The sequence below is a fragment of the Acidovorax sp. Leaf191 genome, from assembly GCF_001424425.1.
In the GTDB taxonomy this organism is placed as follows: domain Bacteria; phylum Pseudomonadota; class Gammaproteobacteria; order Burkholderiales; family Burkholderiaceae_C; genus Acidovorax.
Window position 1 is genome coordinate 68,898 of record NZ_LMPT01000006.1, and the last position, 22,718, is coordinate 91,615.

A 22,718-nucleotide genomic window follows, 5' to 3' on the forward strand; every position below is an offset into this window, starting at 1 on the left:
GGCCGGCCGGCCCCTGCCGATTGTGATGGGCGCCGCAGCCGGCCGGCCCTGCAACGCGTCCCAGGTACACCCCGGGGCGGCAGCATCACAGCAGCCGCTGCACCATGGGCCAGGCCTTGTGGCAGCCCAGGCCGCAGGCCACCAGCACCGGGCTGTACAGCGCCAGCGCGCCCACCACGGTCATCAGCCAGCCTGGCTCGTCGCCATCTTCGTCACCGCCAGCGGCGTCGGGCGGCTGCTTCTTGGCTTGCGGATTTTCTTCCGCGCCCTCCCCCTTCGTCTTCGCCTTGTCGGCCTTTTTCTTCTCTGAATCCGCGGGGCTGTCTCCGGTGATCTCTTGCACCAGCATCACCAGCACGACGGCCAGCGACGCGCCCAGGACAGCCAGGTAGCCGTACTGCCATCCGGCGCGCGGCAGGGGGTAGAAGTACCCGGCCAGCACCACGGCGGGCAGCAGGAAGAACGCGTGCATCAGCCCGCGGTACCAGTGGATGCCGTCTTCGTTCTTCTCCAGCGCGCCCATGACCAGCCGGTAGGTGATGGCACCCAGCACGAAGATCAGCCCGCCCCACCATTCGATGTTTGTCAGCATGTTGGAATCGCTCCCTCGTCGTCAGTCGTTGTGTTGTGTTCAGTGCGCGAGCAGCGGAGCGCCCGGGTCCTTGCGGGCCTGCGGGGTGATGGCCCCATCGTCGCCGGCCAGCGGCACGGTCTGCTGCGCCCCGCCGTCGCCCTCACCGTCGCCATCTCCATCGCCACCCTCGGCATCGCTGTCATCGTCATCCCCGTGGATGTCGTTGTATTCGCTCAGGATGTAGTACAGCGGCAGCACGATGGCCAGCACCAGGCCCAAGCCCAGCCACAGCCACAGGCCCTTGAACAGCAGCACGGTGACCACCGTGAAGGCGATGGCCTGCAGCAGGCCCTTGAATCCGGCGCGCAGCAGCAGCACGCCGATGAGGCCCTCCACCGGTGACTTGCCGTTCTTGCCCATGGAGCGGGCCATGTCGATGAAGGCCTGCGCGGCCTCTTGCGCTTCCTGCTTGCGCTCGGCCTCCTGCTGGCGCAGCTTGCTGACGGTGACGGGTTTGGCCGGGTCCTTGGAGTGGCAGTACGCGTCGTCGCCGCTGTCCTGCGAACTGCCGGCCTCGCTCGCGCCGTCGCGTTCATCCGCCGGCTCCACCACCACGCGCCACTGCGGGCACGCTTTGAAAAACGCCGCGCGTGATACCCACTGGCCCTGGTGGAAGTGCATGCGCTCGGTCTCGCCCACCTGGTCGTAGAACACCTCCAGCACTGCCGACTGCAGGCCGTGGGCGAAGAGGGCTTCCAGGGCGCGCAGGGGCAGGTCGTCGTGGGTGCCGGTGTCAAAGCGCAGCAGCAGGTGGGTGCGCTCGGCCGACACCTGCTGGTTGAACCATTGCGCGTCCCACAGCGCGCCCAGGTCCACGCCGCCCAGCTTGTCGGCCCAGCGCTCGGCCTGATCGGTGTTGTCGGCCACCAGGTACTGGTAGACCAGCTGAAAGGTCTTGAGCTTGATCGGGTCTTCGAAGAACAGGTGCAGGGTATGGGCGTTTTGCGACATGGTTCGGCGGATGCAGGCAGTCGATGAAAGGTTCGCGTTGGAGTGCACGAATTGTTACAGGCTCTGGAGCCCCCGTCCCTCTCGGTCTTGTCCATGCCGACCACCGGGCACTTGACGCGGTGTCAACCGCCCTGCCCTGCGAGCCGCCGGCCCAGGCCGATGCCATGCGCCCACGGAGTCCCGCGCGTTACCCAAGCGCGCCGCCGTGGGCCCGCGCCAGCCGCTGCGTCATGCATACTCGACGGCTGCCCGCCGCGGCCAGCCTGACCGGCCATGCGGCCGCAGGCTGCGACCAGCGCGGGCTGCGACGATCAGGCGCCAGACGCCGGGCTCCGGGCCTGGACCACCACAAAACACTGAGGGAGATTCACCATGCGTTCCCACGCCCGCTCCGGCGCACTTTGGCTGTACACCACGCTCACGCTCGGCCCGGTGGCCGTGCAGGCCCAGACCGACGCTGCCACCACGCCCCAGGCCCGCGCAGCCGCTGCCCGCGCCGCGGCAGCCCCGGCCCCCGCCTTCAGCGGCCCGCGCGAAAAGCTGGTGGTGGCCATGCCCAAGACCTATGCCAAGAGCGAGACGATGCTGCTGTGGGGCGACTACTTCAACCACCTGGCGCGCTGCGGCAACATCGACCTTCAGAACCTGCAGGGCGAGTCGCTGGAGCGCAGCACCAACATCGACGTGCTGCCCGAGAAGGACCTCATCGACAACCTGATCACGGGCAAGGCCCAGCTGGCCCAGGTCAACCCCGGCCTGGTGCCGCAGCTCATCGCAGCCGGCCAGCCCGCGCCGTTCGGCGTGCCGGGCAACAAGGCCAGCGGGCAGCGCAATTCGTACAAGCTGATCCTGATCGCGCGGGTGGACAGCCCGTTCACCAAGCCGCAGGACCTGGTGGGCAAGAAGATCGCGCACACCACGCCCACGTCCAACTCCGGCAACCTGGCGCCGCGCGCGCTGTTCCCGGCCATCGGCCTGGTGCCGGACCAGAACTACGAGGTGGTGTTCTCCAACGGCCACGAGCGCTCGGTGACCGGGGTGATGCACGGCTTCTACCCCGCCGCTGCGGTGGCCAGCGACCTGTACCAGCGCATGGTGGTCAAGGGCGATGTGAAGGGGTCGAGCATTCGCACGCTGTGGGAGAGCCCGCCCTTCATGACCGAGACCTGGACCCTGGGCAAGGACGTGCCGCCCGAGCTGCAGGCGCGGGTCAAGAAGTGCTCGTACGGCTACAGCTTCTCGCCCAAGCTGCGCCAGCTGCTGCCGGGCAACGACACCTTTTTGCCCATCAACTTCGAGCGCGACTTTGCCACCGTGATGGAGGTCTACAACAAGACCGCGAAAGCGGCGCAGGCCGGCAAGCCCGCCGCTGCGACTGCACCCAAGCCCTGAGTCAGCCAGCCCGGTGCGCCGCGCAGCGCAACCGGTGCAACCGGCACTTCACGGCGCCTGCAGTGGCACGCGCTGCTCGATGAGCGCGCGGGCCTCGGGCGCGAGGATGGACTTGGGGACCATGAGGCACACGGCGTTGTCCACGAACAGGAACACCAAGGTCTCGCTCTCCTGCCGGTGCTTGAACCCGGCCCATTGCCACAGGGTATGGGCCGCGTAGGACCGCTGCTCGATGCAGTCCTCCCGCACATCCAGCGTCTGGGGCGCGAGGCAGTAGCCATCGTCTTCGAACATGGCCTGCTGCAGGGAGCCGCTACCGCTGCGGACCAGCGCCCAGAATGCCAACGCGCCGACCACGATGCCCACGGCCCCCATGGCCAGATGGGTGCCCATGTCCGGCAAGGACTCCAGCCAGCGGAACAGGAACACCAGCGGCACCACGGAGACGCCCCACAGCACCAGCGGCAGCCACCACCGTCCGGGGTCGTCGTTGGATGGACCCCCTTTGCCGCCAGCGCGAGCGCCATCACCGCGCCGCAGTTGGGCCTTGGCCTGGGCGACGATGCGTTTTTGCAGATCGGCGTAGTCGCCACGGGTAAGGGAAAAGGAGGGCATGGGTGGGGATGAAGGCGTGAGGAGCCGCCACTATAGGGGGCGCCCACGGCGCACCGGTGCAGGCGGCCGCCATCGGCACACAACCTGGCACCACATCACGCCATCTTGCAGCGCCCCACACCCGGCGCCTACCGGCGTGCACCCGCGCACACCGACACTAGGTCACAGCGGCGGGCAGCGCCCGCGCTGGGTGGTCATGCCCCCAGGCGGTCCCGCGTCAACCGCGCCACATCGCGCACCCAGGGCTGCGCGGACCAGTGCTGCGCGGCAAAGGCATCGATCCGGTCCCGGTAGGTGAGCGACGCGCCGATCACATCCAGCCCGTCGAGGAACATCCGCCGGTGCCGCTCGGAGATGGTGAACGGCGCGCTGTGGCCCGCCGTGCGCACCTGGCGCTGCGCCACGTCGATCTCGATGGCCAGCGGCCCTGCCGCGGCGCGTGCCTCGTGCATGAAAGCCTGGGCGTCGGCCTCGGTCACCATGGCCAGCAGCAGGCGGTTGTTCATGGCGTTGGAGTAGAAGATCTCGCCAAAGCTCGACGCGACCACGGCCTGGAAGCCGTACTGCTGCATGCCCCACACGGCATGCTCGCGGCTGGAGCCGCAGCCGTAGTTGCTGCCGGCCAGCAGTACGTCGGTGCCGGCAAACGCTGGCTGGTTGAGCACGAAGTCTTCTCGTGGCTGCCCGGCGCCATCAAAGCGCAGGTCGTACAGCAGGCCCGGCGCCAGGCCCGATTTGTCGATGCCGCGCAGGAACTGCTTGGGCATGATCTGGTCGGTGTCGAGGTTGGCGATGTCGAGCACGGCGGCGTGGCCGCGCACGGTGGTGTGGTCGTGCTTGTGGTTATGGTCCGCGCTCATGCGGTCACCTCCAGGGTTCTAACGTCAATGATGCAGCCGGTGACGGCAGCGGCGGCGGCCATGGCCGGGCTCATCAGGTGGGTGATGGCGCCACGGCCCTGGCGGCCCTCGAAGTTGCGGTTGGTGGTGGAGGCGCAGCGCTGGCCGGGGGCCAGCACGTCGTCGTTCATCGCCAGGCACATGGAGCAGCCGGGCTGGCGCCACTCAAAGCCCGCGGCCACCAGGCGCGCGGCGATGCCTTCGGCCTCGGCCTGGGCCTTCACCGCCCCCGAGCCGGGCACGACCATGGCGCGCACGCCGTGGGCCACATGGCGGTGGCCGACGACGCGGTCCACCTCGCGCAAATCCTCGATGCGGGCGTTGGTGCACGAGCCGATGAACACATGCTGTACCGGCACGCCCGCCAGCGGCTGGCCAGCGGACAGCGCCGTGTAGCGCAGGGCCTGCTCGGCACTGCTGCGCTGCACGGCATCGGCGATGTCTTCGGGCCGTGGCACGGTGGCGTGGATGGCCATGGCCTGGTCGGGGCTGGTGCCCCAGGTGACGAACGGGGCCACCTCGGCCGCGTCGAACACATGCTCCACGTCGAACGCGGCGCCCGCGTCGCTGCGCAGCGTGGCCCAGTGGGCCAGGGCCTGCGTGCGCATGTCGCCGGTAATGTCGGGGGCCTTGGCCAGCACGTAGTCGATGGCGGTGGCATCGGGTGCGATCAGCGCGCCGCGCGCACCCGCCTCCACCGCCATGTTGCACAGCGTGAAGCGCGCCTCCACCGACAGCGCGGTGATGGCGCTGCCGCAGAACTCCACCACGTAGCCGCGTGCGCCCTGCGCGCCGATGCGGCTGATGACCATGAGGATCAGGTCCTTGGCCGTGGTGCCCATGGGCAGCACGCCGTCCACGCGAATGCGCATGTCCTTGGCGAGGCGGTAGACCAGGGTCTGCGTGGCCAGCACGTGCTCGACCTCGGACGTGCCGATGCCGAAGCCCAAGGCGCCCAGGGCGCCGTACGTGGTGGTGTGGCTGTCGCCGCAGATGATGACCATGCCCGGGCGCACCATGCCGTGTTCGGGCGCGATCACATGCTCGATGCCCTGCAGCGGGTCGTTGGTGTCGAACAGCGGGATGCCGTGGCGGTCGCAGTTGGCCTTGAGGTTGCTGGCCTGCAGGGCCGAGGGCGGGTCCTGGATGGTGCGCCAGCGCACCGGGTGCGTGGGGATGATGTGGCTCACCACCGCCACGTTCTGCCCTGGCACGGGCACGCCGCGCCCGGCCTCGTGCAGGCCGGCGAAGGCCTGGGGACTGGTGTATTCGTTCATCAGGTGCAGGTCGCAAAAGAGCAGCACGTTCTGTTCATCGAGAACGGTCACAGTGTGCGATGCGACCAGCTTCTGGTAGAGCGTGGTGGGGGTGGTCATGGTCATCGTGGTGGGTGTGGGTGCGGATGCGGATGCGCGTGCGGGCTATCGGCCGGCCAGCAGGAAAGGCAGCGCCGCGTCGAGCAGCGCATCGGGGGCCTCTTCGGCGATGTAGTGGCCGCAGGGCAGCGCATGGCCGCGCACGTCGGCCGCCACGCGCTGCCACTCCTTGAGCGGCTCGAAGCACTGGTGCACCACGCCCTGCTCGCCCCACAGGGCCAGCAGCGGCACGGCCAGTTGGCGGCCCGCGTCGCGGTCGGCCCGGTCGTGCACCAGGTCGATGCCGGCGGCGGCGCGGTAGTCCTCGCACACGCCGTGGGCCGTACCGGGCAGGCCCAGGCAGCGCACGTACTCGGCCAGGGCCCGGGGGTCGAACGGGGCCAGGCCCGCGCTGCGCCGGCCCATCACGTCGCGCACATAGGCGGCGGGGTCGGCTTCGATCAGCCGCTCGGGCAGCGGCGCGGGCTGGATCAAGAAGAACCAGTGCCAGTAGGCACGGGCGAAGGCGTTGCTGGTCTGCTCGTACATGGCCAGCGTGGGTGCGATGTCCAGCATCACCAAACGCTGCACGGCCGACGGGTGGTCCGCCGCCAGGCGGTGCGCCACGCGCGCGCCCCGGTCGTGGGCCAGCACGGTGAAGCGCGGGTGGCCCAGGTGCTGCATCACGGCCAGCATGTCGGCAGCCATGGTGCGCTTGCTGTAGAGCGCATGCTCCGCATCGCCGGCGGGTTTGGCCGAGTCGCCATAGCCCCGCAGGTCCGCGAGCACCAGCGTGAAGTGCTGGGCCAGCACCGGCGCCACCTTGTGCCAGATGGCCGAGGTCTGCGGGTGCCCGTGCAGCAGCAGCAGGGCCGGGCCCGTGCCGCCGACCAGCGCGTGGATGTGCTGGCCGTCGGGCGTGGGCACGCGATGGGCGTTGAAGCCAGGGAAAAGCGGAGTCGTCGTGGTCATGGTGTCATTGGAATTCCGGCGGGGCCTATTCGGCAGTGATGCCCCGCTCCTTGATCAACTTGGCCCACTGCGGCATCTCCTTCTCGAGCCGCGCACGGGCCTGCTCGGGGGTCGATGGAATGGGGTCGAACCCGTCCTTGGCCATGCGCTCCTTGAGCGCAGGCGTGCTCAATGCCTGGTTCAGCGTGGTGTTGAGCCTGTCGATGATGGGCCGGGGTGTGCCCGCGGGAGCGAACACGATGAACCAGGTTTCAAAAGCGTAGCCCGGCAGGCCGGCCTCGGCAATGGTGGGCACGTCGGGCATGAGCGCGGAGCGTTGGGTGCCGGTCACGCCCAGCGCGCGCAGCTTGCCCGCCTGCACATGCGGCTGCGCGGCCGACAGCACGGGGAAGCTCATCGCCACTTGGCCCGACATGGTGTCGATCATGGCCGGGCCGCCGCCGCGGTACGGGATGTGCACGATGGGCGTGCCTGCCACCGCCTTGAACAGCTCGGCCGACATGTGGAAGGTGCTGCCCGCACCCGCGGAGCCGTAGGAGTACCTGCCCGGCTGCGCCTTGAGCAGCGCCACCAGTTCCTTGACGGTCTTGGCCGGCAAGGCGTTGTTGACCACCAGCACGTGCTGCGAGCTGGCCACCATGCCGATGGGCGCCAGGTCCTTCAGGGTGTCGTACGGCATCTTGGCCGTCAGGCTGGGGTTGATGGCCAGGGACACGGTCTGCAGGCCGATGGTGTAGCCATCCGCCGCGGCCTTGGCGACCATGTCCACGCCGATGTTGCCGCCTGCGCCGCCCTTGTTCTCGATGAACAGCGAGCCGCCCAGCGCCTTGCCCCATTCGTCCGTCACCAGGCGCGCCGCGATGTCGGCGCTGCCGCCCGGCGCGTAGGGCACCACGAGCTTGATCGCCTTGTTGGGATAGCCGGCCGGTTGCGCCAGGGCCGCGGAGGGCGACAGCAGGGCCAGCGCGGCCAGTGCGGCGGCGCTGGCTGCCAGGCGACGCGATCGGAGGGGAATGGTGAAAGCAGCGGTCATGGGTTTGTCTCCTGCGGGTATTTGTTGTGGTTGGGATCTTAGGAGTGATGTTCAAAGCCATAAATACCGTCAAAATTACTTCATTCATACATCCAACACACGAATCAGGCACCTCCATGGACGGCTTTTCGGACCTGCGCTTCTTTGCCCTGCTCATGAAGGAAGGCAGCCTGGCGGCGGCCGCGCAGCAGATGGGCATCACCCCGCCGGCTGCCAGCCGGCGCCTGGCGCAGCTGGAGCACCGCCTGGGCGTGCGGCTGCTGCACCGCACCACGCGCCGCATGAGCCTGACGCCCGAGGGCGAGGCCTACCTGCTCGACGGCGCGCGCATCCTGTCCGACCTGGACGCGCTGGAGCGCACGGTGGCCGGCGCCCGCAGCTCGCCCCGGGGGCTGATCAAGCTGGCCGCTACGCTGGGCTTTGGCCGCGTGCACATTGCGCCGGCGCTGTCGGCCTTTGCCCGCGCCTACCCCGAGGTCGAGGTGCAATTGCACCTGACCGACCGCCCGGTGAATCTGGTGGAGCAAGGCTTCGACGCCGCCGTGCGTTTTGGCGACCTGCCCGACTCGCGCCTGACCGCCCGCCGGCTGCTGGCCAACCAGCGCGTGCTGTGCGCATCGCCCGCCTACCTGGCCCAGGCCGGCGAGCCTGTGCAGCCGGCCGACCTGCTGGCCCACCAGTGCATCGTGATCCGCGAGAGCGACGAGACCTACGGCACCTGGCACCTGCACCAAGGCGCCCGGCAAGAGACGGTGAAGGTGCGCGGCATGCTCAGCACCAACGACGGCGCCGCCGCCACCACCTGGGCGCTGGAAGGGCACGGGGTGCTGATGCGCTCTGCCTGGGACGTGGCCGACCCCATGGCCACAGGCCGCCTGCTGCGCGTGCTGCCTGCATGGTCGCTGCCGGCGGCGGACGTCACGCTGGTCTATCCCACGCGCAGCGACATGTCGGCCAAGACGCGCGCGCTGGCGGATTTTTTGCGCGACTGGTTTGCCGCACCGGTGCGCAGCGGGCAGCGCCTGGATCGCGGCCATCCGGAAGAAACCCCTTGAGATGGGCGCGAATCTGCCGATAACACGGCATGCAGATCTCCAGTGCCACCTCTTCCTCGGGCGCAGCATCCAGCGCCAACGCCGCCAGCAACATCAACAAGCTGCAAAAGCAGTTGCGCGAGCTGACCGACGAACTGCGCGGCGTGGCCGGCCAGAACATGGAAGCCAAAGCCAAGGCCGAGAAGATCAAGCTGCTGCAGGCGCAGATCCAGATGGTGCAGCAGCAGATCGCCGCCATCCAGCGCCAGAGCCAGCAGGAGCAGATGGACCGGGTGCAGGCGCAGCAACAGGCCAAGGCCGAGAAGGACGTGTCGGCCACTGCCGTCGCTGGCCCCGGGTTGGCACGCCGCACGCCGGGGCTGGGGGAATCCGTCGACACCTACGCCTGACGGCTGGCCGCCGACCAGTCAGCACATAGCCAGTCCAAAGCCGGACCGACGTGCGACGGTTGTCTGATGGCGCGACGACCTGTGCGCCAGCCGTTTGGCTGGGTGTTCTGAAGCCCCCTGCGTCGATGGAGCGAGTGCTACAGCGCTACACCGCCACGCCAATTGCTACTAAAAATATAGCGCATGGCGCTTATCCGGCAAGCGCTAGCAGCCTGCTCTGCCGCAAGCAGGCTTTATGAAACCGGCCCCTCCACCAGCGTGATCGCCGCAAACGGCATGTGGTGCATCAGCTCCCGCAGCACCAGCAGGCGCGCCGCAAAGGCTGCGCTGTCGGGCAGGCCTTCATGTGCGGCAGGCCGGCCTTCGGACACGGCGGCCAGGCGGTTGAACAGGCGCTCCATCGCATCGAGCGGCAGCAGCCGAACCGGCCCCGCTGGAACGCCCGCGAGTGTCGCCAGCGCGTGCAGCCCGGGGTCCGCGGACCACGGCGCAGGCGCTGCATCGACCAGCGCCTGGTCGTACGGAAGGCTTTGGCTGGCGTCGCTGCACTGACGGCGGTGCGCTGCGTGGATTTCATCTTCCACCGACGCGATGGCGGTCTCCAGTTCCAGCGGCGTGGGTACGCTGCGCCGAAAGAAGTCACGGGCGGTCTTGTCGTAGCCCAGCGCCAGCGTGGCCACCATTGACGGCTCCCGCGGGCCCGCACCTGCCGCCACGATGGTGTGCTCTGCACCCAGGTGCAGCACGGTGACGAGTTGCGCAGCGGTGCCTGCAGGAGGGCTGACAGCGCTAGTGGCGTGCACGTGGCGGTACAGCGCCAGCACCGCATCCGGCAATGCAACGCCGGGCGTGATGGCGGGTGCATGGGGGTAGGGCAAAGACATGGTGGGGGGCCGGCAGCAAGGGATCAGCGCATTGTGTGGCCCCCGCCCGGTTGACAGCCAGCGCTTTGATCGTTGCACCGGGCGGGCGGGGCGTGTAGTGCAGCAGCAGCAGCGCAGCGGGTGCCGCAACTCATTCTTGCTCCTGCCCCGCGCCTGCCTTCATCCAGCTTCACACGCCACCGACACGCCGTGCCAGCCCCCACCTACACAACCTACTTGTCGCCAAACCTACATTCGTGTGCAGAAAGAAACAGGTCGGCGCGCCCCACCAAGCGCCCCCACCTCACACCTTGCAGGAGACTCCGATGCGCATTCACACCCCTCGCAGCCGCCATTCGCCCTGGCCCCTCATGGTGGGCGCTGCCGCGCTGCTCGCCGTGCTGGCGCTCTCGGCCTGCTCCACGCCACGCAGCCCGGAGGGCATCCAGCCAGTGACCGGTTTCGATGTGAACCGCTACACCGGCCACTGGCATGAGGTGGCGCGCATCGACCATTCGTTCGAACGCGGCCTGACGCAGACCAGCGCTACCTACACTCGCAATGACGACGACACCGTGAAGGTGGTCAACCGCGGCTATGACCCGGTGCGCAAGGAATGGAAAGAGGCCGAGGGCACGGCCAGCTTTGTGGGCGAGCCCACGCGGGCGGCGTTGAAGGTGTCGTTCTTCGGCCCGTTCTACGGCGGCTACAACGTGGTGGCGCTGGACGAGAACTACCAGTGGGCCATGGTAGTGGGCTCCAGCAAGGACTACCTGTGGATCCTGTCGCGCACTCCGACCCTGCCCGGCCATGTGCGCGAGCACCTGCTGGAGCGCGCCCAGACCATGGGCATCGATGTGCGCAAAATCCTGTGGGCACCCGCCGCGGGCGAGCAGCACGCCAAGCGCGCCGTGATGACGTGACGGCTTTGGGGTGACGGTGGGCTGCGCGGGAGGCATCGCGACATCCACGTCCAGGCTGCATTGGGCAGCTTGAAGCAGTCCGACCTACCACCCCTGCCAACAGCCTCTGCCACAGAAGCGATGTACAGCACCGCACTTCCAACCTGCATTTGACGCTACATATCCAATAGCATCCGCCGCTTGATTGACAAGCGGCAGCAGGCACAGCGCGTCGTCAACACATCATCAACGCGGCGCTCTACGCCGACGCGCCATCGGGCACCGTGGCGGCCGCCACCAGGCGCTGGGTGTAGGGGTGCTGCGGCGCGTCGAGCACCTGGTCCACCACGCCGTGCTCCAGCACGGCACCGTCCTTCATCACCAGAACGTTGTGCGCCATGGCGCGGATCACGTCCACGTCGTGGGTGATGAGCAGGTAGCTCAAGCCCTTCTCCTTTTGCAGCCGTTGCAGCAGGCCCAGCACCTGCTGCTGGATGGTGACGTCGAGCGCGCTGGTGGGCTCGTCGAGCACCAGCACCTGCGGCTGCACGATGAGCGCGCGGGCAATGGCCAGGCGCTGGCGCTGACCGCCGGAGAACTCGTGCGGGTAGCGCTCGAGCAGGCGGGGGTACTGCGCTTCGGTCAGCCCCACCTCCGACAGCACGGCCTCCACGCGGGTGCGCCGCTCGGCGGTGTTCAGGGCCGGCTCGTGCACCTTGAGGCCCTCGCCCACAATCTCTTCGACGGTGAGGCGCGGCGACAGCGATGAGAACGGGTCCTGGAACACCACCTGCACGCGGCGGCGCAGTTGCTGGTTGGCGGGCGTGTTGCGCATGGCGGGTAGTTGCCATGCCTGCCCGCCCACCTGCAGCTGCCCCGTGTGCGGCAGCAGGCCCAGAATGGCCTGCGCCAGCGTGGACTTGCCCGAGCCGGACTCGCCCACCACGCCCAGCGTTTCACCGGGCAGCAGCGACAGCGTGGCGCCCTGCACGGCCACGAACTCGCCTTTTTTGAACCAACCGCGGATGCCTGGCAACGGCGTGGGGTAGACCACGCGCAGGTCCTGCGTGTGCACCACGGGCGGCGTGCCGGCCGGCGAATCGGCGGGCGCCACGTCGCGGCGCGGCTGGCTGGCGATCAGGCGGCGGGTGTAGGCATGCTGCGGCGCGCCGAACACTTCGGCCACGGGCCCCTGCTCCACCAGCACGCCCTGCTCCATCACGGCCACGCGGTCGGCAAAGCGGCGCACCAGGTTCAAGTCGTGCGTGATGAGCAGCACGGCCATGCCGTTGGCCCGCTGCAGGTCGGACAGCAGGTCCAGGATCTGGCCGCGCAGGGTCACGTCCAGCGCGGTGGTCGGCTCGTCGGCCAGCAGCAGTTGCGGCTCGCTGGCCAGCGCCATCGCGATCATGGCGCGCTGGCGCTGCCCGCCCGAGAGCTGGTGCGGAAAGCTGTTGGCGCGCCGCGCAGGCTCGGGGATGCCGGTCTTGGCCAGCAGCGCGATGGCGGCCTGGGCGCACTGCGCGCCCGAGAGGCCCCTCTTGAGCTGCAATATCTCGGCGATCTGCACGCCGATGGTCATCAGCGGGTTGAGCGCGGTCATGGGTTCCTGGAACACCATGGCGATCTCGCCGCCGCGCACGCCGCGCATCTCGCGCTCGGTCAGCGCCAGCAGGTCGCGCTGCCCGCGCAGCACTGCCTGGCCCGTGATGGCAGCGTTGCCCGCCAGACGCAGCAGGCTGAGCGCGGTGATGGTCTTGCCAGAACCGGATTCGCCGACCAGCGCGAGCTTCTCGCCAGGGGCGATGGTGAAGCTGACGCCGCGCACGACTTCCTTGGCGCCGAAGCGCACGTGCAGGTCGCGCACGTCGAGCAGGGGGGCAGCAGCAGCGTTGCCGCGCGATGACGGTGATGAGCCACCAGTGCCGGGCGTGGAGGCGTTCATTGGTCGGCCTTTCGGGGGTCGAGAGCATCCCGCAACGCGTCACCCATGAAGGTGAGCAGCAGCAAAGTGGTCACCAGCACGGCGAAGGTGGACAGCGAGATCCACCACGCATCGATGCTGTTCTTGCCCTGGCTCAGCAACTCGCCCAGCGACGGCGTGCCGGGCGGCACGCCCAGGCCCAGGAAGTCGAGCGAGGTCAGCGCCAGGATGGCCGCACTCATGCGAAACGGCAGGAAGGTCACCACCGGCGTCATGCTGTTGGGCAGGATGTGGCGCCAGATGATCTGGCCGTTGCCCACGCCCAGGGCGCGTGCGGCCTTCACGTAGTCGAGCTGGCGGTTGCGCAGGAACTCGGCGCGCACGTAGTCCGACAGGCCCATCCAGCCGAACAGCGACAGCAGGATGAGCAGCAGCGACACGCTGGGCGCGAACACGGCGCTGAAGATGATGAGCAAATACAGCTCGGGCATGGAGCCCCAGATCTCGATGAAGCGCTGGAACGCCAGGTCCACCTTGCCGCCGAAGAAACCCTGGATCGCGCCGGTGAGCACCCCCAGCAGCACCCCCGTGACGGTGAGCGCCAGGCCGAACAGCACGCTCACCCGAAAGCCGTACAGCAACTGCGCCAGCAGGTCGCGGCCCCGGTCGTCGGTGCCCAGCCAGTTGTCGGTGGTGGGCGCCGAAGGGTTGGGGGACTTGGCGAAGTAGTTGAGGGTGTTGGGACCGTAGGTGTTGAGCGTGTAGACCGCCCAGTTGCTGCCCTGGCTCAGCCGCTCCTTGATGAACGGATCGAGGTAGTCGGTCGGCGTCTCGAAGTCTCCGCCGAAGGTGGTCTCGGGGTAGTCCTTGAGCATGGGGAAGTACGTCTGCCCCTCGTAGCGCACGATGATCGGCTTGTCATTGCTGATCAGCTCGGCACACAGGCTGACGAGCACCAGCGTGCTGAAGATCAGCAGGCTCCAGTAGCCCAGCCGGTTGCGCTTGAAGCGCAACCAGGCCCGGCGGGATGGAGACAACGAAGGCGATGGCGAAGAAGAAGCGGTGCTCATGCCGTGGCGGGGGTCAATCAAACTTCACGCGCGGGTCCACCCACACGTAGCACAGGTCGCTGACGAGCTTGGTCACCAGGCCGATCAGGGTGAAGAGATACAGCGTGCCCAGCACGACCGGGTAGTCCCGGCGGATCACGCTTTCGTAGCTGAGCAGGCCCAGGCCGTCGAGCGAGAACAGCGTCTCGATGAGCAACGAGCCTGTGAAAAACGCGCCGATGAACGCTGCCGGAAAGCCGGTGACGATGGGAATCAAGGCGTTGCGAAACACGTGCTTCCACAGCACCTGACGCTCGCTCAGCCCCTTGGCGCGGGCCGTGAGCACGTACTGCTTGCGAATCTCTTCCAGGAACGCGTTCTTGGTCAGCATGGCCGTGACCGCGAAACTGCCCAGCACCATCGCCGTGACGGGCAGCGTGATGTGCCACAGGTAGTCGACGATGCGCGCACCCCAGCTGAGTTCGTCCCAGTTGGACGAGGTCAGCCCGCGCAGGGGAAACCACTGCAGTTGCCCGCCGAAGATCACGAGCAGCGCCACGCCCAGCACGAAGCCCGGTATCGCGTAGCCCACCAGCACGAGCAGCGTGGTGATCAGATCGAACCGGGACCCCGCCCGCACGGCCTTGGCCACGCCGAGCGGCACGGCCACCAGATAGCTGATGAAAAAGGTCCACAGGCCCAGGCTGATGGACACCGGCAGTTTTTCTTTCACCAGGCTCCACACGTCCTTGTTCTGGAAAAAGCTCTTGCCCAGGTCGAACCGCGCAAACTGGCCCAGCATCTGAAAGAACCGCTCGTGCGCGGGCTTGTCGAACCCGTACAGCGCCTTGATCTGCTCCAGCCGCTTGGGGTCCACGCCCTGGTCGCCACGGTAGGCCATGCCGCCGGATTCCACGCCGCCCTTGCCACCAGCGGTACGGGCTTCCGCCAGGTACTGCTCCACCGGCCCGCCCGGCACGAACTGGATCACCGCAAAGGTCAACAGCAGCACCCCCAGCAACGTGGGCAGCATCAACAACAGGCGTTTGGCGATGTAGGCGAGCATGTTCGGTTATCGATGAAACGGGGCACCGCGCACGGGCAAAGGCAAAGGCAGGCCGCGGGTGGGCAGCGAATCGGGCGAGCGCTCGTTCACGGCTTTGTCCACCACGAGAACATCAACCACTCTTCCGCCTTGGCGTAGGGGGGCATCGGTTCCTTGTAGGCCAGGCGCTTCTGGTTGTAGACCACCCGGTGCGACTCGAGCGTCCACTGCGGGATGAGGTAGTGACTGTGCATGATCACGCGGTCCAGCGCACGGCAGGCGGGCAGCATCTCGGCCTGGCTGGTGGCGCGGGTGAGCGCGGTCACCAGGGCATCCACCGCCGGGCTGTTCACCCCCGCGTGGTTGCTGGAGCCTTCGACCTTCACGCCCTGGCTGCCGAACAGCTCTTTCATCGCCTGGCCGGGGTTGTAGGTGCCTGGGTAGGCCAGGCTGATCATGTCGAAGTCGAACTTGTCCAGGCGCTGCAGGTACAGCGCAAAGTCCACCGTGGTGAAACGCAGCGTGATGCCGAGCTTCTCCAGATTGCGAATCCATGGCGTCACGGTACGGGCGCCGGCTTCCTTGCTGTCCAGGAACTCGATCTCCATCGCCTTGCCCTCGGCATTGCGCAGCGCGCCATCGCGGTAGGTCCAGCCCGCATCGGCCAGCAGTTGCCGCGCGCGGCGCAGGTTGTCGCGCAGCGAATGGCCCTCGCCCTCGGTGCTGGGCGGCGTGTACATGGGGCCGAACACCGTGTCGGGCACCTTGCCGCGCCAACGTTCGAGCAACGCCAGCTCCTCTGGCCCGGGCGTGCCCGTGGCCTGGCAACTGGTGTTGCCGAACAGGTCCTTCACGCGGGGATAGCCGCCATAGAACATCTGGCGGTTCATCCACTCGTAGTCGATGGCCAGGCCCAGCGCCTCGCGCACGCGCACGTCCTGCAGCAGTGGGCGGCGGGTGTTGAGCACGTAGCTCTGGAAGCCCGAGGGCAGGCGGTGCTTCATGTCCTTCTTGACCAGCACGCCCTGCTTGAAGAGCTTGCCGTCGATGCGGCGGGCCCAGTCGCCGGCTGAATAGATGGTCATGAAGTCGAACTCACCGGCTTTCATGGCCTCCAGGCGCGCGGTGTTGTCCTTGTAGATCTTGACGGTGATGCGGTCGAAGTTGTGCGCACCCCGGTTGACATTGAGATCACGGCCCCAGTACTGCGGGTCCCGCTGGTAGGTGACATCGCGCCCGAACTTCACATCGCCGATGCGGTACGCGCCGCTGCCGATCGGTATGTCGGTCACGATCTGGTCGAACGGCTTGGCCTTGCCGTCCGGGCCGCGCCCCCAGGCCCGGCTGAAGACCGGCAGGCTGCCCACGGTGAGCGGCAGCTCGCGGTTGGGCTGCTTGAAGCGAAAGCGCACGGTGCGCTTGTCCAGCACGTCCACGCCGGCCACTTCCTGCAGCAGCGTGGCGTAGCTGGGCGACGCTTGCGGGCTGATCAGCATGTCGTAGCTGTGCTTGACGTCCGCGGCCTCCACCGTGTCGCCGTTGTGAAAGCGTGCCTCGGCCCGCAGGCGGAAGGTGGCGCTGAGCCGGTCGTCGGCCACCTGCACGTCTTCGGCCAGCAGACCATAAGCCGAGGCGGTCTCGTCCATGGAGCCGGTGAGCAGGGATTCGAAGATGAGCTCGCTCAGGTACGCGGGTACCGAGCCCTTCATGGTGAAGGGGTTGTACTTGTCGAAGGTGGAGTAGCGCAGGTTGCTCACCATGCGCAGCTCGCCGCCCTTGGGGGCGTCGGGGTTCACGTAGTCGAAATGTGAGAAGCCCTCGGGGTACTTGAGGTCCCCCCACAGCGCATAGCCGTGGGCGGCCCAGGCCGGAGCCGCGCATACCGTCAGCAAGAAAGTGAGCCAAAACCGCATGCGACAATTCTGCACTACGTCGGCCCTGCCGCCGCACAGGCTGTGGGTATTCCCCGGAGACCCGTCCGGTGGCACCAGGGCGCCCTCTTTTTTCACGCATTCCACAGGAGAACAACAATGGGTTTTCTGACCGGCAAGAAGCTGCTCATCACGGGCGTGCTGTCCAACCGCTCCATCGCCTACGGCATCGCCAAGGCCTGCCACGCACAGGGCGCCGAGCTGGCCTTCAGCTATGTGGGCGAGCGCTTCAAGGACCGCATCACCGACTTTGCCGCCGAGTTCGACTCCAAGTTGATCTTTGACTGCGACGTGGCCAGCGACGAGCAGATCGAGCGCATGTTCGCCGACCTGGCGCAGATCTGGCCCAAGTTCGACGGCTTCGTGCACAGCATCGGCTTCGCACCGCGCGAGGCCATTGCGGGCAACTTCCTCGAAGGCCTGTCGCGCGAAGGCTTTCGCATTGCGCACGACATCAGCGCGTACAGCTTTCCGGCCATGGCCAAGGCCGCCCTGCCCTACCTGAACGACAAGTCGTCGCTGCTCACGCTGTCGTACCTGGGCGCGCTGCGCTCCATCCCCAACTACAACACCATGGGCCTGGCCAAGGCCAGCCTGGAAGCCAGCGTGCGCTACCTGGCCGAAGCCGTGGGCCGCACCGAAGACGGCCGCGCCATCCGCGCCAACGGCATCAGCGCCGGCCCCATCAAGACGCTGGCGGCCAGCGGCATCAAGGACTTCGGCAAGCTGCTGTCCCGCGTGGCCGATGCCTCGCCACTGCGCCGCAATGTGACGATCGAGGACGTGGGCAACGTGGCCGCGTTCATGCTGTCCGACCTGGCCTCGGGCCTGACCGCCGAGATCACCTACGTGGACGGCGGCTTCAGCCAGACCGCGGGCCTGAGCGCCGACCAGGTCTGATCGGGTCCGACCTGACCAGACCTGACCACAGGCCTTCAAGCCAAAACAAGCGCTACCGCTGGATAGTCAAGCGGTAGCAGCTATCAATTCAATAGCAAATGCTTCGCAGACGTTGGCTGGCCTGGCTGGCCTTGGCGGGCACAGCCACCGCCATCGGTGCGCCCGCCCGCGCAGGCGACGCACCGGCGCTGCTGCTGGCCAACGTGTACCGCCCGGGCATGCCCCTGGCGGACTACTGGGTCAGCGAAAAGTACGACGGCGTGCGTGGCTACTGGGATGGCCGCACGCTGCGCACCCGCGGTGGCGAGACGGTGGCCGCGCCGGCGTGGTTCACCGCAGGCTGGCCCGACACGCCGATGGATGGCGAGCTGTGGGCCGGGCGCGGGCGCTTTGCCCATGCGCAGTCCACCACCCGGCAGCAGCATGCCGACGACGCCGCGTGGCGGCACATGCGGTTCATGGTGTTCGACCTGCCGCAAAGCCCCGGCACCTTCGACGACCGCATTCCCACACTCAATGCCGTGGTCGCCACCATCGGCCAGCCCTGGGTGCAGGCCGTGCAGCAGCACCGCGTGGCGACGGACGCCGCACTGCAGGCGCTGCTGCAGCGCACGGTGCGTGCGGGCGGCGAAGGCCTGATGCTGCGCCGGGGCGCTTCGCTGTACCAGGGCGGGCGCAGCGATGACCTCGTCAAGGTCAAGACCCACGAGGACACCGAAGCCCGTGTGGTGGCCCATGTGCCCGGCAAGGGCCGTCTGGAGGGCCGCCTGGGCGCGCTGCTGGTCGAGATGCCATCAGGGCAGCGATTCAAACTGGGCGCCGGTTTCAGCGACGCGCAGCGGGCCGATCCGCCGCCCATCGGCAGCTGGGTCAGCTACCGGTTTCGCGGTACGCACGACGGTGGGCTGCCGCGCTTTGCCAGCTTCGTGCGCGTGCGCGAAGACCTGCCGCCGAGCCGCTGAGGCCACTGTCGCCGCTGAAAGCACAACGCCACGCCGCATATCACTGCACGGCGTGGCGCCTGGGGGTCCTTCGTGTCCTCAGAGGCTCACGAAAGGATCAGCGATCAGTTGGGCAGCAGGACCTTGTCCACCACGTGGATCACGCCGTTGGACTGGTACACGTCGGCGATGGTCACATTGGCCGTGCCACCCTTTTCATCGGTCAGCATGATGGCCTTGCCGCTGGCCTTGGCGGTGAGCGTGCCGCCCGCCACGGTCTTGATGCTGGCCATGCCCTTGCCGTCGGCAATCATCTTGGACAGCGCTGCGGCGTCCCACTTGCCAGCCACCACGTGGTAGGTCAGCACCTTGGTGAGCGTGGGCTTGTTTTCTGGCTTGAGCAGGGTGTCTACCGTGCCGGCGGGCAGCGCGGCAAAAGCGGCGTTGGTGGGTGCGAACACGGTGAAGGGACCTGGGCCCTTGAGCGTCTCCACCAGGCCGGCAGCCTTCACGGCTGCGACCAGCGTGGTGTGGTCCTTGGAGTTCACCGCGTTGTCGATGATGTCCTTGCTGGCCAGCATGGGGGCGCCGCCCACCATGACATCGGCAGCGAACGCAGGCACTGCACCGGCAGACAAGGCAACGAACAGACCGGCAGCGATACGGGCATTGAAAGAAGTGCGCATGGGGATCTCCTGAAAGTATGAAAGGGGGTGTCTCACACCGCATGAAATGCACGCGGCTACCAGTCAATACGCCGGGCCTGGCCCGCCGGATTCAAAAAGATTTGCAACAGCGCGGATACAAAAAAAAATCGCCCCGCGGCGTGGGCCGGGGGGCGATGGTGGGGTGAGCGGGCCGTGCACCGGCAGGTGCGCGGCCGGTCAGCGTGTCAGCGTTTCAGCCTTGCAGCAGGTGGACCGCCAGGTCAGATCGTGCGTCCGTAGGGGCCGTCGCCACCCACCTGCACCAGGTTCTTGGCCGTGGCCAACGGCTTGGGGTTCTTGGTGGTCTTCTCGTCGGCCACGCAGTCGGCGTAGTAGCGCACCTGGCCGTTCTCGTCCTCCACCTCGACCAGGCCGTGGATGTCGGTCTCGAAGCCGGGGCACAGCTTGGCGAATTCACGCGCGAACTTGAGGTAGTCCACGATCTTCTTGTTGAAGACTTCGCCGGGGATCAGCAGCGGAATGCCCGGTGGGTACGGCGTGACCAGGCCGACGGTGATGCGGCCTTCGAGTGCATCGATCTCCACGCGCTCGGTCTTGCGGTGCGCGATGTGTGCGTACGCATCCGACGGCTTCATGGCGGGCGTCAGGTCCGACAGGTACATCTCGGTGGTCAGGCGCGCGATGTCGTACTTGGCGTACATCTCGTGCACGTGCTGGCACAGGTCCTGCAGGCCCATGCGCTCGTAGCGCTTGTGCTGCTGGCAGAACTCCGGAAGGATGCGCCACATGGGCTGGTTCTTCTCGTAGTCGTCCTTGAACTGCTGCAGCGCCGTGAGCAGCGTGTTCCAGCGGCCCTTGGTGATGCCGATGGTGAACATCACGAAGAAGCTGTACAGGCCGGTCTTCTCCACCACCACGCCGTGCTCGGCCAGGTACTTGGTGACGATGGACGCGGGGATGCCCTTCTTGTCGAACTTGCCGTCCAGGTTCAGGCCCGGCGTGACGATGGTGGACTTGATCGGGTCCAGCATGTTGAAGCCGTCGGCCAGCTGACCGAAGCCGTGCCACTTGGTGCCGGCCTTCTTGCCCTTGGCATCGCTGCGGATGATCCAGTCCTCGGCCCGGCCGATGCCCTCGTCCACCAGCTTGTCCGGGCCCCAGACCTTGAACCACCAGTCGTTCTTGCCGAAGTCATGCTCGATCTGGCGCATGGCGCGGCGAAAGTCCAGGGCCTCCAGGATGCTTTCTTCCACCAGCGCGGTGCCGCCGGGCGGCTCCATCATGGCAGCGGCCACATCGCAGCTGGCGATGATGCTGTACTGCGGGCTGGTGCTGGTGTGCATCAGGTAGGCCTCGTTGAAGAGGTGGCGGTCCAGCTTGGTGGTCTGCGAGTCCTGCACCAGCACATGGCTGGCCTGGCTGATACCGGCCAGGAGCTTGTGGATGGACTGCGTGGCGTAGGTCACCGAGTGCTTGGGGCGCGTGCGCTTCTTGCCCATGGCGTGGTAGGTGCCGTAGAACGGGTGGAAGGCCGCGTGCGGCAGCCAGGCCTCGTCGAAGTGCAGGTTGTCCACATAGCCGTCGAGCATGCCCTTGATGGTCTCGGTGTTGTACAGCACGCCGTCGTAGGTGGACTGCGTGAGCGTGAGCACGCGCGGCTTGACCTTCTTGGCGTCCACGCCCTTGAGCAGCGGGTTGGCCTTGATCTTGGCCTGGATGGCTGCCGGCTCGAACTCGCTTTGCGGGATGGGCCCGATGATGCCGAAGTGGTTGCGCGTGGGCTTCATGAACACGGGGATGGCGCCGGTCATGATGATGCTGTGCAGGATGGACTTGTGGCAGTTGCGGTCCACCACCACCACGTCGCCCGGGGCCACGGTGTGGTGCCACACCATCTTGTTGGATGTGGACGTGCCGTTGGTCACGAAGAAGCAGTGGTCGGCATTGAAGATGCGCGCGGCGTTGCGCTCAGATTCGCCGATGGCGCCGTTGTGGTCCAGCAGCTGGCCCAGTTCTTCCACCGCGTTGCACACGTCGGCGCGCAGCATGTTCTCGCCATAGAACTGGTGGTACATCTGGCCCACGGGGCTTTTCAGGAAGGCCACGCCGCCCGAATGCCCGGGGCAGTGCCAGCTGTACGAGCCGTCTTCGGCGTAGTCGAGCAGCGCCTTGAAGAATGGCGGCTGCACGCTCTCCAGGTAGCTCTTGGCCTCGCGGATGATGTGGCGCGCCACGAATTCGGGGGTGTCCTCGAACATGTGGATGAAGCCGTGCAGCTCGCGCAGGATGTCGTTGGGCAGGTGGCGGCTGGTCTTGGTCTCGCCGTGCACGTAGATCGGCACTTCGGTGTTCTTGCGGCGCACCTCGCCAATGAAGTTGCGCAGGCTCAGCACGATGGGGTCCAGCCCCTCGCCGACGGTGAATTCCTCATCGTCGATGGACAGGATGAACGCACTGGCGCGGCTTTGCTGCTGCGCGAACTGCGACAGGTCACCGTAGCTGGTGACCCCCACGACCTCGAAACCCTCGGCCTCGATGGCCTGCGCCAGCGCGCGAATGCCCAGGCCCGAGGTGTTCTCGGAACGATAGTCCTCATCGATGATGATGATGGGAAAACGAAACTTCATGCGCAGCCTCCGTGCAACCGTGCCCTGCCGGCCAAAAAACGAAATAGGCGCGAAGTGTAAGGAATAACGTTGACGCGCCTTTGAACTGCCATGCTTTTGACCCAGAATGTGGTGCAACAAACACAACCACAACGAGGAGGTTCGCTATGGAGGAATCCACCATCTGGTGGCTGGCAGCAGGGGCACTGGTCGTGGCAGAACTGCTCACCGGCACTTTCTATCTGCTCATGGTGGCCGTCGGCCTGGCTGCAGCGGCCCTGGGCGCGCACCTGGGGCTGTCGTTCGCATTGCAGATCGTGGCGGCTGCGGTCGTGGGCGGTGGCGCCGTCGTGGCGTCCTACCAGCTCAAGAAGCGGCGCCCCGGGGACCCGTCTGCACGTGCGGACCGCAGCGTGAACATGGACGTGGGCGAGACCGTGCTCATCGACAGCTGGAACATCGACGGCACCACCACCGTCAAATACCGCGGCGCGCAGTGGACGGCCATCCACCGCCCCGGCATCACCCCGTCGACCGGCATGCACCGCGTCGCTGAGCTCGTGGGCAACCGCCTGCTGGTGGACCCGCTGTAAG

21 protein-coding genes are annotated in these 22,718 nt (G+C 67.2%); 7 read left to right on the plus strand and 14 right to left on the minus strand.

The annotated features are described in order from the left end of the window. Positions 1-85 precede the first annotated feature (85 nt). Together ASG27_RS07035 and ASG27_RS07040 are read right to left on the minus strand one after the other, a co-directional pair. The gene (locus ASG27_RS07035) at positions 86-592 is read right to left on the minus strand and encodes a hypothetical protein (protein WP_056414609.1); all 507 of its coding nucleotides are present in this window, start codon (positions 590-592) and stop codon (positions 86-88) included. A gap of 39 nt (positions 593-631) precedes the next feature. Beyond that, positions 632-1,585, minus strand: a complete 954-nt coding sequence (locus ASG27_RS07040) for a hypothetical protein (protein ID WP_200912405.1) — start codon at positions 1,583-1,585, stop codon at positions 632-634. A gap of 372 nt (positions 1,586-1,957) precedes the next feature. On the opposite strand from ASG27_RS07040, the gene ASG27_RS07045 reads away from it, so the two are divergent. Then, the gene (locus tag ASG27_RS07045) at positions 1,958-2,977 is read left to right on the plus strand and encodes a PhnD/SsuA/transferrin family substrate-binding protein (protein WP_056414612.1); all 1,020 of its coding nucleotides are present in this window, start codon (positions 1,958-1,960) and stop codon (positions 2,975-2,977) included. A 48-nt stretch (positions 2,978-3,025) separates the two neighbouring features. Here ASG27_RS07045 and ASG27_RS07050 read toward each other — a convergent pair whose 3' ends face one another. The 5 genes from ASG27_RS07050 to ASG27_RS07070 form a co-directional block, all read right to left on the minus strand. Beyond that, positions 3,026-3,592, minus strand: a complete 567-nt coding sequence (locus tag ASG27_RS07050; protein ID WP_056414615.1) for a YcxB family protein — start codon at positions 3,590-3,592, stop codon at positions 3,026-3,028. Positions 3,593-3,786: 194 nt separating this feature from the next. Further along, positions 3,787-4,452 (minus strand): 3-isopropylmalate dehydratase small subunit, encoded by a 666-nt coding sequence (gene leuD, locus ASG27_RS07055; RefSeq protein ID WP_056414618.1) that lies wholly within the window; start codon positions 4,450-4,452, stop codon positions 3,787-3,789. Then, a complete protein-coding gene (leuC, locus tag ASG27_RS07060; RefSeq protein ID WP_056414688.1) occupies positions 4,449-5,867 on the minus strand; it encodes a 3-isopropylmalate dehydratase large subunit in 1,419 nt (472 codons plus the stop codon). Before leuC ends, leuD begins: the two co-directional genes overlap by 4 nt. 45 nt (positions 5,868-5,912) lie before the next feature. Beyond that, complete coding sequence (locus ASG27_RS07065) at positions 5,913-6,818, minus strand: alpha/beta fold hydrolase (RefSeq protein WP_056414622.1); 906 nt, start codon at positions 6,816-6,818, stop codon at positions 5,913-5,915. Positions 6,819-6,843: 25 nt separating this feature from the next. Beyond that, entirely contained in the window at positions 6,844-7,851 is a 1,008-nt protein-coding gene (locus ASG27_RS07070; protein WP_056414625.1) for a tripartite tricarboxylate transporter substrate binding protein, read from the minus strand. A gap of 116 nt (positions 7,852-7,967) precedes the next feature. Between ASG27_RS07070 and ASG27_RS07075 the strand changes: the two genes are divergently transcribed. Continuing rightward, positions 7,968-8,906 (plus strand): LysR family transcriptional regulator, encoded by a 939-nt coding sequence (locus ASG27_RS07075; RefSeq protein WP_056414627.1) that lies wholly within the window; start codon positions 7,968-7,970, stop codon positions 8,904-8,906. 29 nt (positions 8,907-8,935) lie between these two features. Further along, positions 8,936-9,295 (plus strand): FlxA-like family protein, encoded by a 360-nt coding sequence (locus ASG27_RS07080; protein WP_056414629.1) that lies wholly within the window; start codon positions 8,936-8,938, stop codon positions 9,293-9,295. A gap of 233 nt (positions 9,296-9,528) precedes the next feature. Here the strand turns inward: ASG27_RS07080 and ASG27_RS07085 are convergent, their stop codons facing one another. Next, positions 9,529-10,179, minus strand: coding sequence for a hypothetical protein (locus tag ASG27_RS07085; protein WP_056414632.1), 651 nt, complete (start codon positions 10,177-10,179; stop codon positions 9,529-9,531). A gap of 305 nt (positions 10,180-10,484) precedes the next feature. Between ASG27_RS07085 and ASG27_RS07090 the strand changes: the two genes are divergently transcribed. Next, positions 10,485-11,081, plus strand: a complete 597-nt coding sequence (locus ASG27_RS07090; protein WP_056414636.1) for a lipocalin family protein — start codon at positions 10,485-10,487, stop codon at positions 11,079-11,081. 238 nt (positions 11,082-11,319) lie between these two features. On the opposite strand, the gene ASG27_RS07095 is transcribed toward ASG27_RS07090, so the two are convergent. From ASG27_RS07095 to ASG27_RS07110, 4 genes are all read right to left on the minus strand, one after another. Beyond that, positions 11,320-13,005, minus strand: coding sequence for an ABC transporter ATP-binding protein (locus ASG27_RS07095; protein WP_056414639.1), 1,686 nt, complete (start codon positions 13,003-13,005; stop codon positions 11,320-11,322). Further along, positions 13,002-14,054 carry an ABC transporter permease gene (locus ASG27_RS07100; RefSeq protein ID WP_056414644.1) on the minus strand — a complete coding sequence of 351 codons (1,053 nt, stop codon included), beginning with the start codon at positions 14,052-14,054 and terminating at the stop codon, positions 13,002-13,004. Before ASG27_RS07100 ends, ASG27_RS07095 begins: the two co-directional genes overlap by 4 nt. Positions 14,055-14,067: 13 nt before the next feature. Next, entirely contained in the window at positions 14,068-15,099 is a 1,032-nt protein-coding gene (locus ASG27_RS07105) for a microcin C ABC transporter permease YejB (RefSeq protein ID WP_056414646.1), read from the minus strand. Positions 15,100-15,185: 86 nt separating this feature from the next. Further along, positions 15,186-16,991, minus strand: a complete 1,806-nt coding sequence (locus tag ASG27_RS07110) for an extracellular solute-binding protein (protein ID WP_056414648.1) — start codon at positions 16,989-16,991, stop codon at positions 15,186-15,188. A gap of 117 nt (positions 16,992-17,108) precedes the next feature. On the opposite strand from ASG27_RS07110, the gene fabI reads away from it, so the two are divergent. Further along, on the plus strand, positions 17,109-17,909 hold the full coding sequence (gene fabI / locus ASG27_RS07115; RefSeq protein WP_056414651.1) for an enoyl-ACP reductase FabI: 801 nt from the start codon (positions 17,109-17,111) through the stop codon (positions 17,907-17,909). A gap of 98 nt (positions 17,910-18,007) precedes the next feature. Then, positions 18,008-18,871, plus strand: coding sequence for a DNA ligase (locus ASG27_RS07120; protein WP_056414654.1), 864 nt, complete (start codon positions 18,008-18,010; stop codon positions 18,869-18,871). A gap of 104 nt (positions 18,872-18,975) precedes the next feature. Here the strand turns inward: ASG27_RS07120 and ASG27_RS07125 are convergent, their stop codons facing one another. Both ASG27_RS07125 and ASG27_RS07130 read right to left on the minus strand, forming a co-directional pair. Continuing rightward, positions 18,976-19,536: a fasciclin domain-containing protein gene (locus ASG27_RS07125; protein ID WP_056414656.1), complete on the minus strand. Its 561-nt coding sequence runs from the start codon at positions 19,534-19,536 to the stop codon at positions 18,976-18,978. A 242-nt stretch (positions 19,537-19,778) separates the two neighbouring features. Then, complete coding sequence (locus tag ASG27_RS07130; protein ID WP_056414659.1) at positions 19,779-22,145, minus strand: arginine/lysine/ornithine decarboxylase; 2,367 nt, start codon at positions 22,143-22,145, stop codon at positions 19,779-19,781. A gap of 146 nt (positions 22,146-22,291) precedes the next feature. Here ASG27_RS07130 and ASG27_RS07135 point away from each other — a divergent pair, with 146 nt between their 5' ends. Beyond that, positions 22,292-22,717 (plus strand): NfeD family protein, encoded by a 426-nt coding sequence (locus ASG27_RS07135; RefSeq protein WP_056414662.1) that lies wholly within the window; start codon positions 22,292-22,294, stop codon positions 22,715-22,717. Position 22,718 lies beyond the last annotated feature (1 nt).

Bases quoted from the DNA above. Each gene is read 5' to 3' on its own strand.
- ASG27_RS07045 (WP_056414612.1), top strand. From the start codon at position 1,958: ATGCGTTCCCACGCCCGCTCCGGCGCACTTTGGCTGTACACCACGCTC.
- fabI (WP_056414651.1), top strand. From the start codon at position 17,109: ATGGGTTTTCTGACCGGCAAGAAGCTGCTCATCACGGGCGTGCTGTCC.
- ASG27_RS07065 (WP_056414622.1), bottom strand. From the start codon at position 6,818: ATGACCACGACGACTCCGCTTTTCCCTGGCTTCAACGCCCATCGCGTG.
- ASG27_RS07090 (WP_056414636.1), top strand. From the start codon at position 10,485: ATGCGCATTCACACCCCTCGCAGCCGCCATTCGCCCTGGCCCCTCATG.
- ASG27_RS07105 (WP_056414646.1), bottom strand. From the start codon at position 15,099: ATGCTCGCCTACATCGCCAAACGCCTGTTGTTGATGCTGCCCACGTTG.
- ASG27_RS07070 (WP_056414625.1), bottom strand. From the start codon at position 7,851: ATGACCGCTGCTTTCACCATTCCCCTCCGATCGCGTCGCCTGGCAGCC.
- ASG27_RS07095 (WP_056414639.1), bottom strand. From the start codon at position 13,005: ATGAACGCCTCCACGCCCGGCACTGGTGGCTCATCACCGTCATCGCGC.
- ASG27_RS07120 (WP_056414654.1), top strand. From the start codon at position 18,008: ATGCTTCGCAGACGTTGGCTGGCCTGGCTGGCCTTGGCGGGCACAGCC.
- leuD (WP_056414618.1), bottom strand. From the start codon at position 4,452: ATGAGCGCGGACCATAACCACAAGCACGACCACACCACCGTGCGCGGC.
- ASG27_RS07035 (WP_056414609.1), bottom strand. From the start codon at position 592: ATGCTGACAAACATCGAATGGTGGGGCGGGCTGATCTTCGTGCTGGGT.
- ASG27_RS07050 (WP_056414615.1), bottom strand. From the start codon at position 3,592: ATGCCCTCCTTTTCCCTTACCCGTGGCGACTACGCCGATCTGCAAAAA.
- ASG27_RS07135 (WP_056414662.1), top strand. From the start codon at position 22,292: ATGGAGGAATCCACCATCTGGTGGCTGGCAGCAGGGGCACTGGTCGTG.
- ASG27_RS07080 (WP_056414629.1), top strand. From the start codon at position 8,936: ATGCAGATCTCCAGTGCCACCTCTTCCTCGGGCGCAGCATCCAGCGCC.
- ASG27_RS07040 (WP_200912405.1), bottom strand. From the start codon at position 1,585: ATGTCGCAAAACGCCCATACCCTGCACCTGTTCTTCGAAGACCCGATC.
- ASG27_RS07100 (WP_056414644.1), bottom strand. From the start codon at position 14,054: ATGAGCACCGCTTCTTCTTCGCCATCGCCTTCGTTGTCTCCATCCCGC.
- leuC (WP_056414688.1), bottom strand. From the start codon at position 5,867: ATGACCACCCCCACCACGCTCTACCAGAAGCTGGTCGCATCGCACACT.
- ASG27_RS07085 (WP_056414632.1), bottom strand. From the start codon at position 10,179: ATGTCTTTGCCCTACCCCCATGCACCCGCCATCACGCCCGGCGTTGCA.
- ASG27_RS07110 (WP_056414648.1), bottom strand. From the start codon at position 16,991: ATGCGGTTTTGGCTCACTTTCTTGCTGACGGTATGCGCGGCTCCGGCC.
- ASG27_RS07125 (WP_056414656.1), bottom strand. From the start codon at position 19,536: ATGCGCACTTCTTTCAATGCCCGTATCGCTGCCGGTCTGTTCGTTGCC.
- ASG27_RS07075 (WP_056414627.1), top strand. From the start codon at position 7,968: ATGGACGGCTTTTCGGACCTGCGCTTCTTTGCCCTGCTCATGAAGGAA.
- ASG27_RS07130 (WP_056414659.1), bottom strand. From the start codon at position 22,145: ATGAAGTTTCGTTTTCCCATCATCATCATCGATGAGGACTATCGTTCC.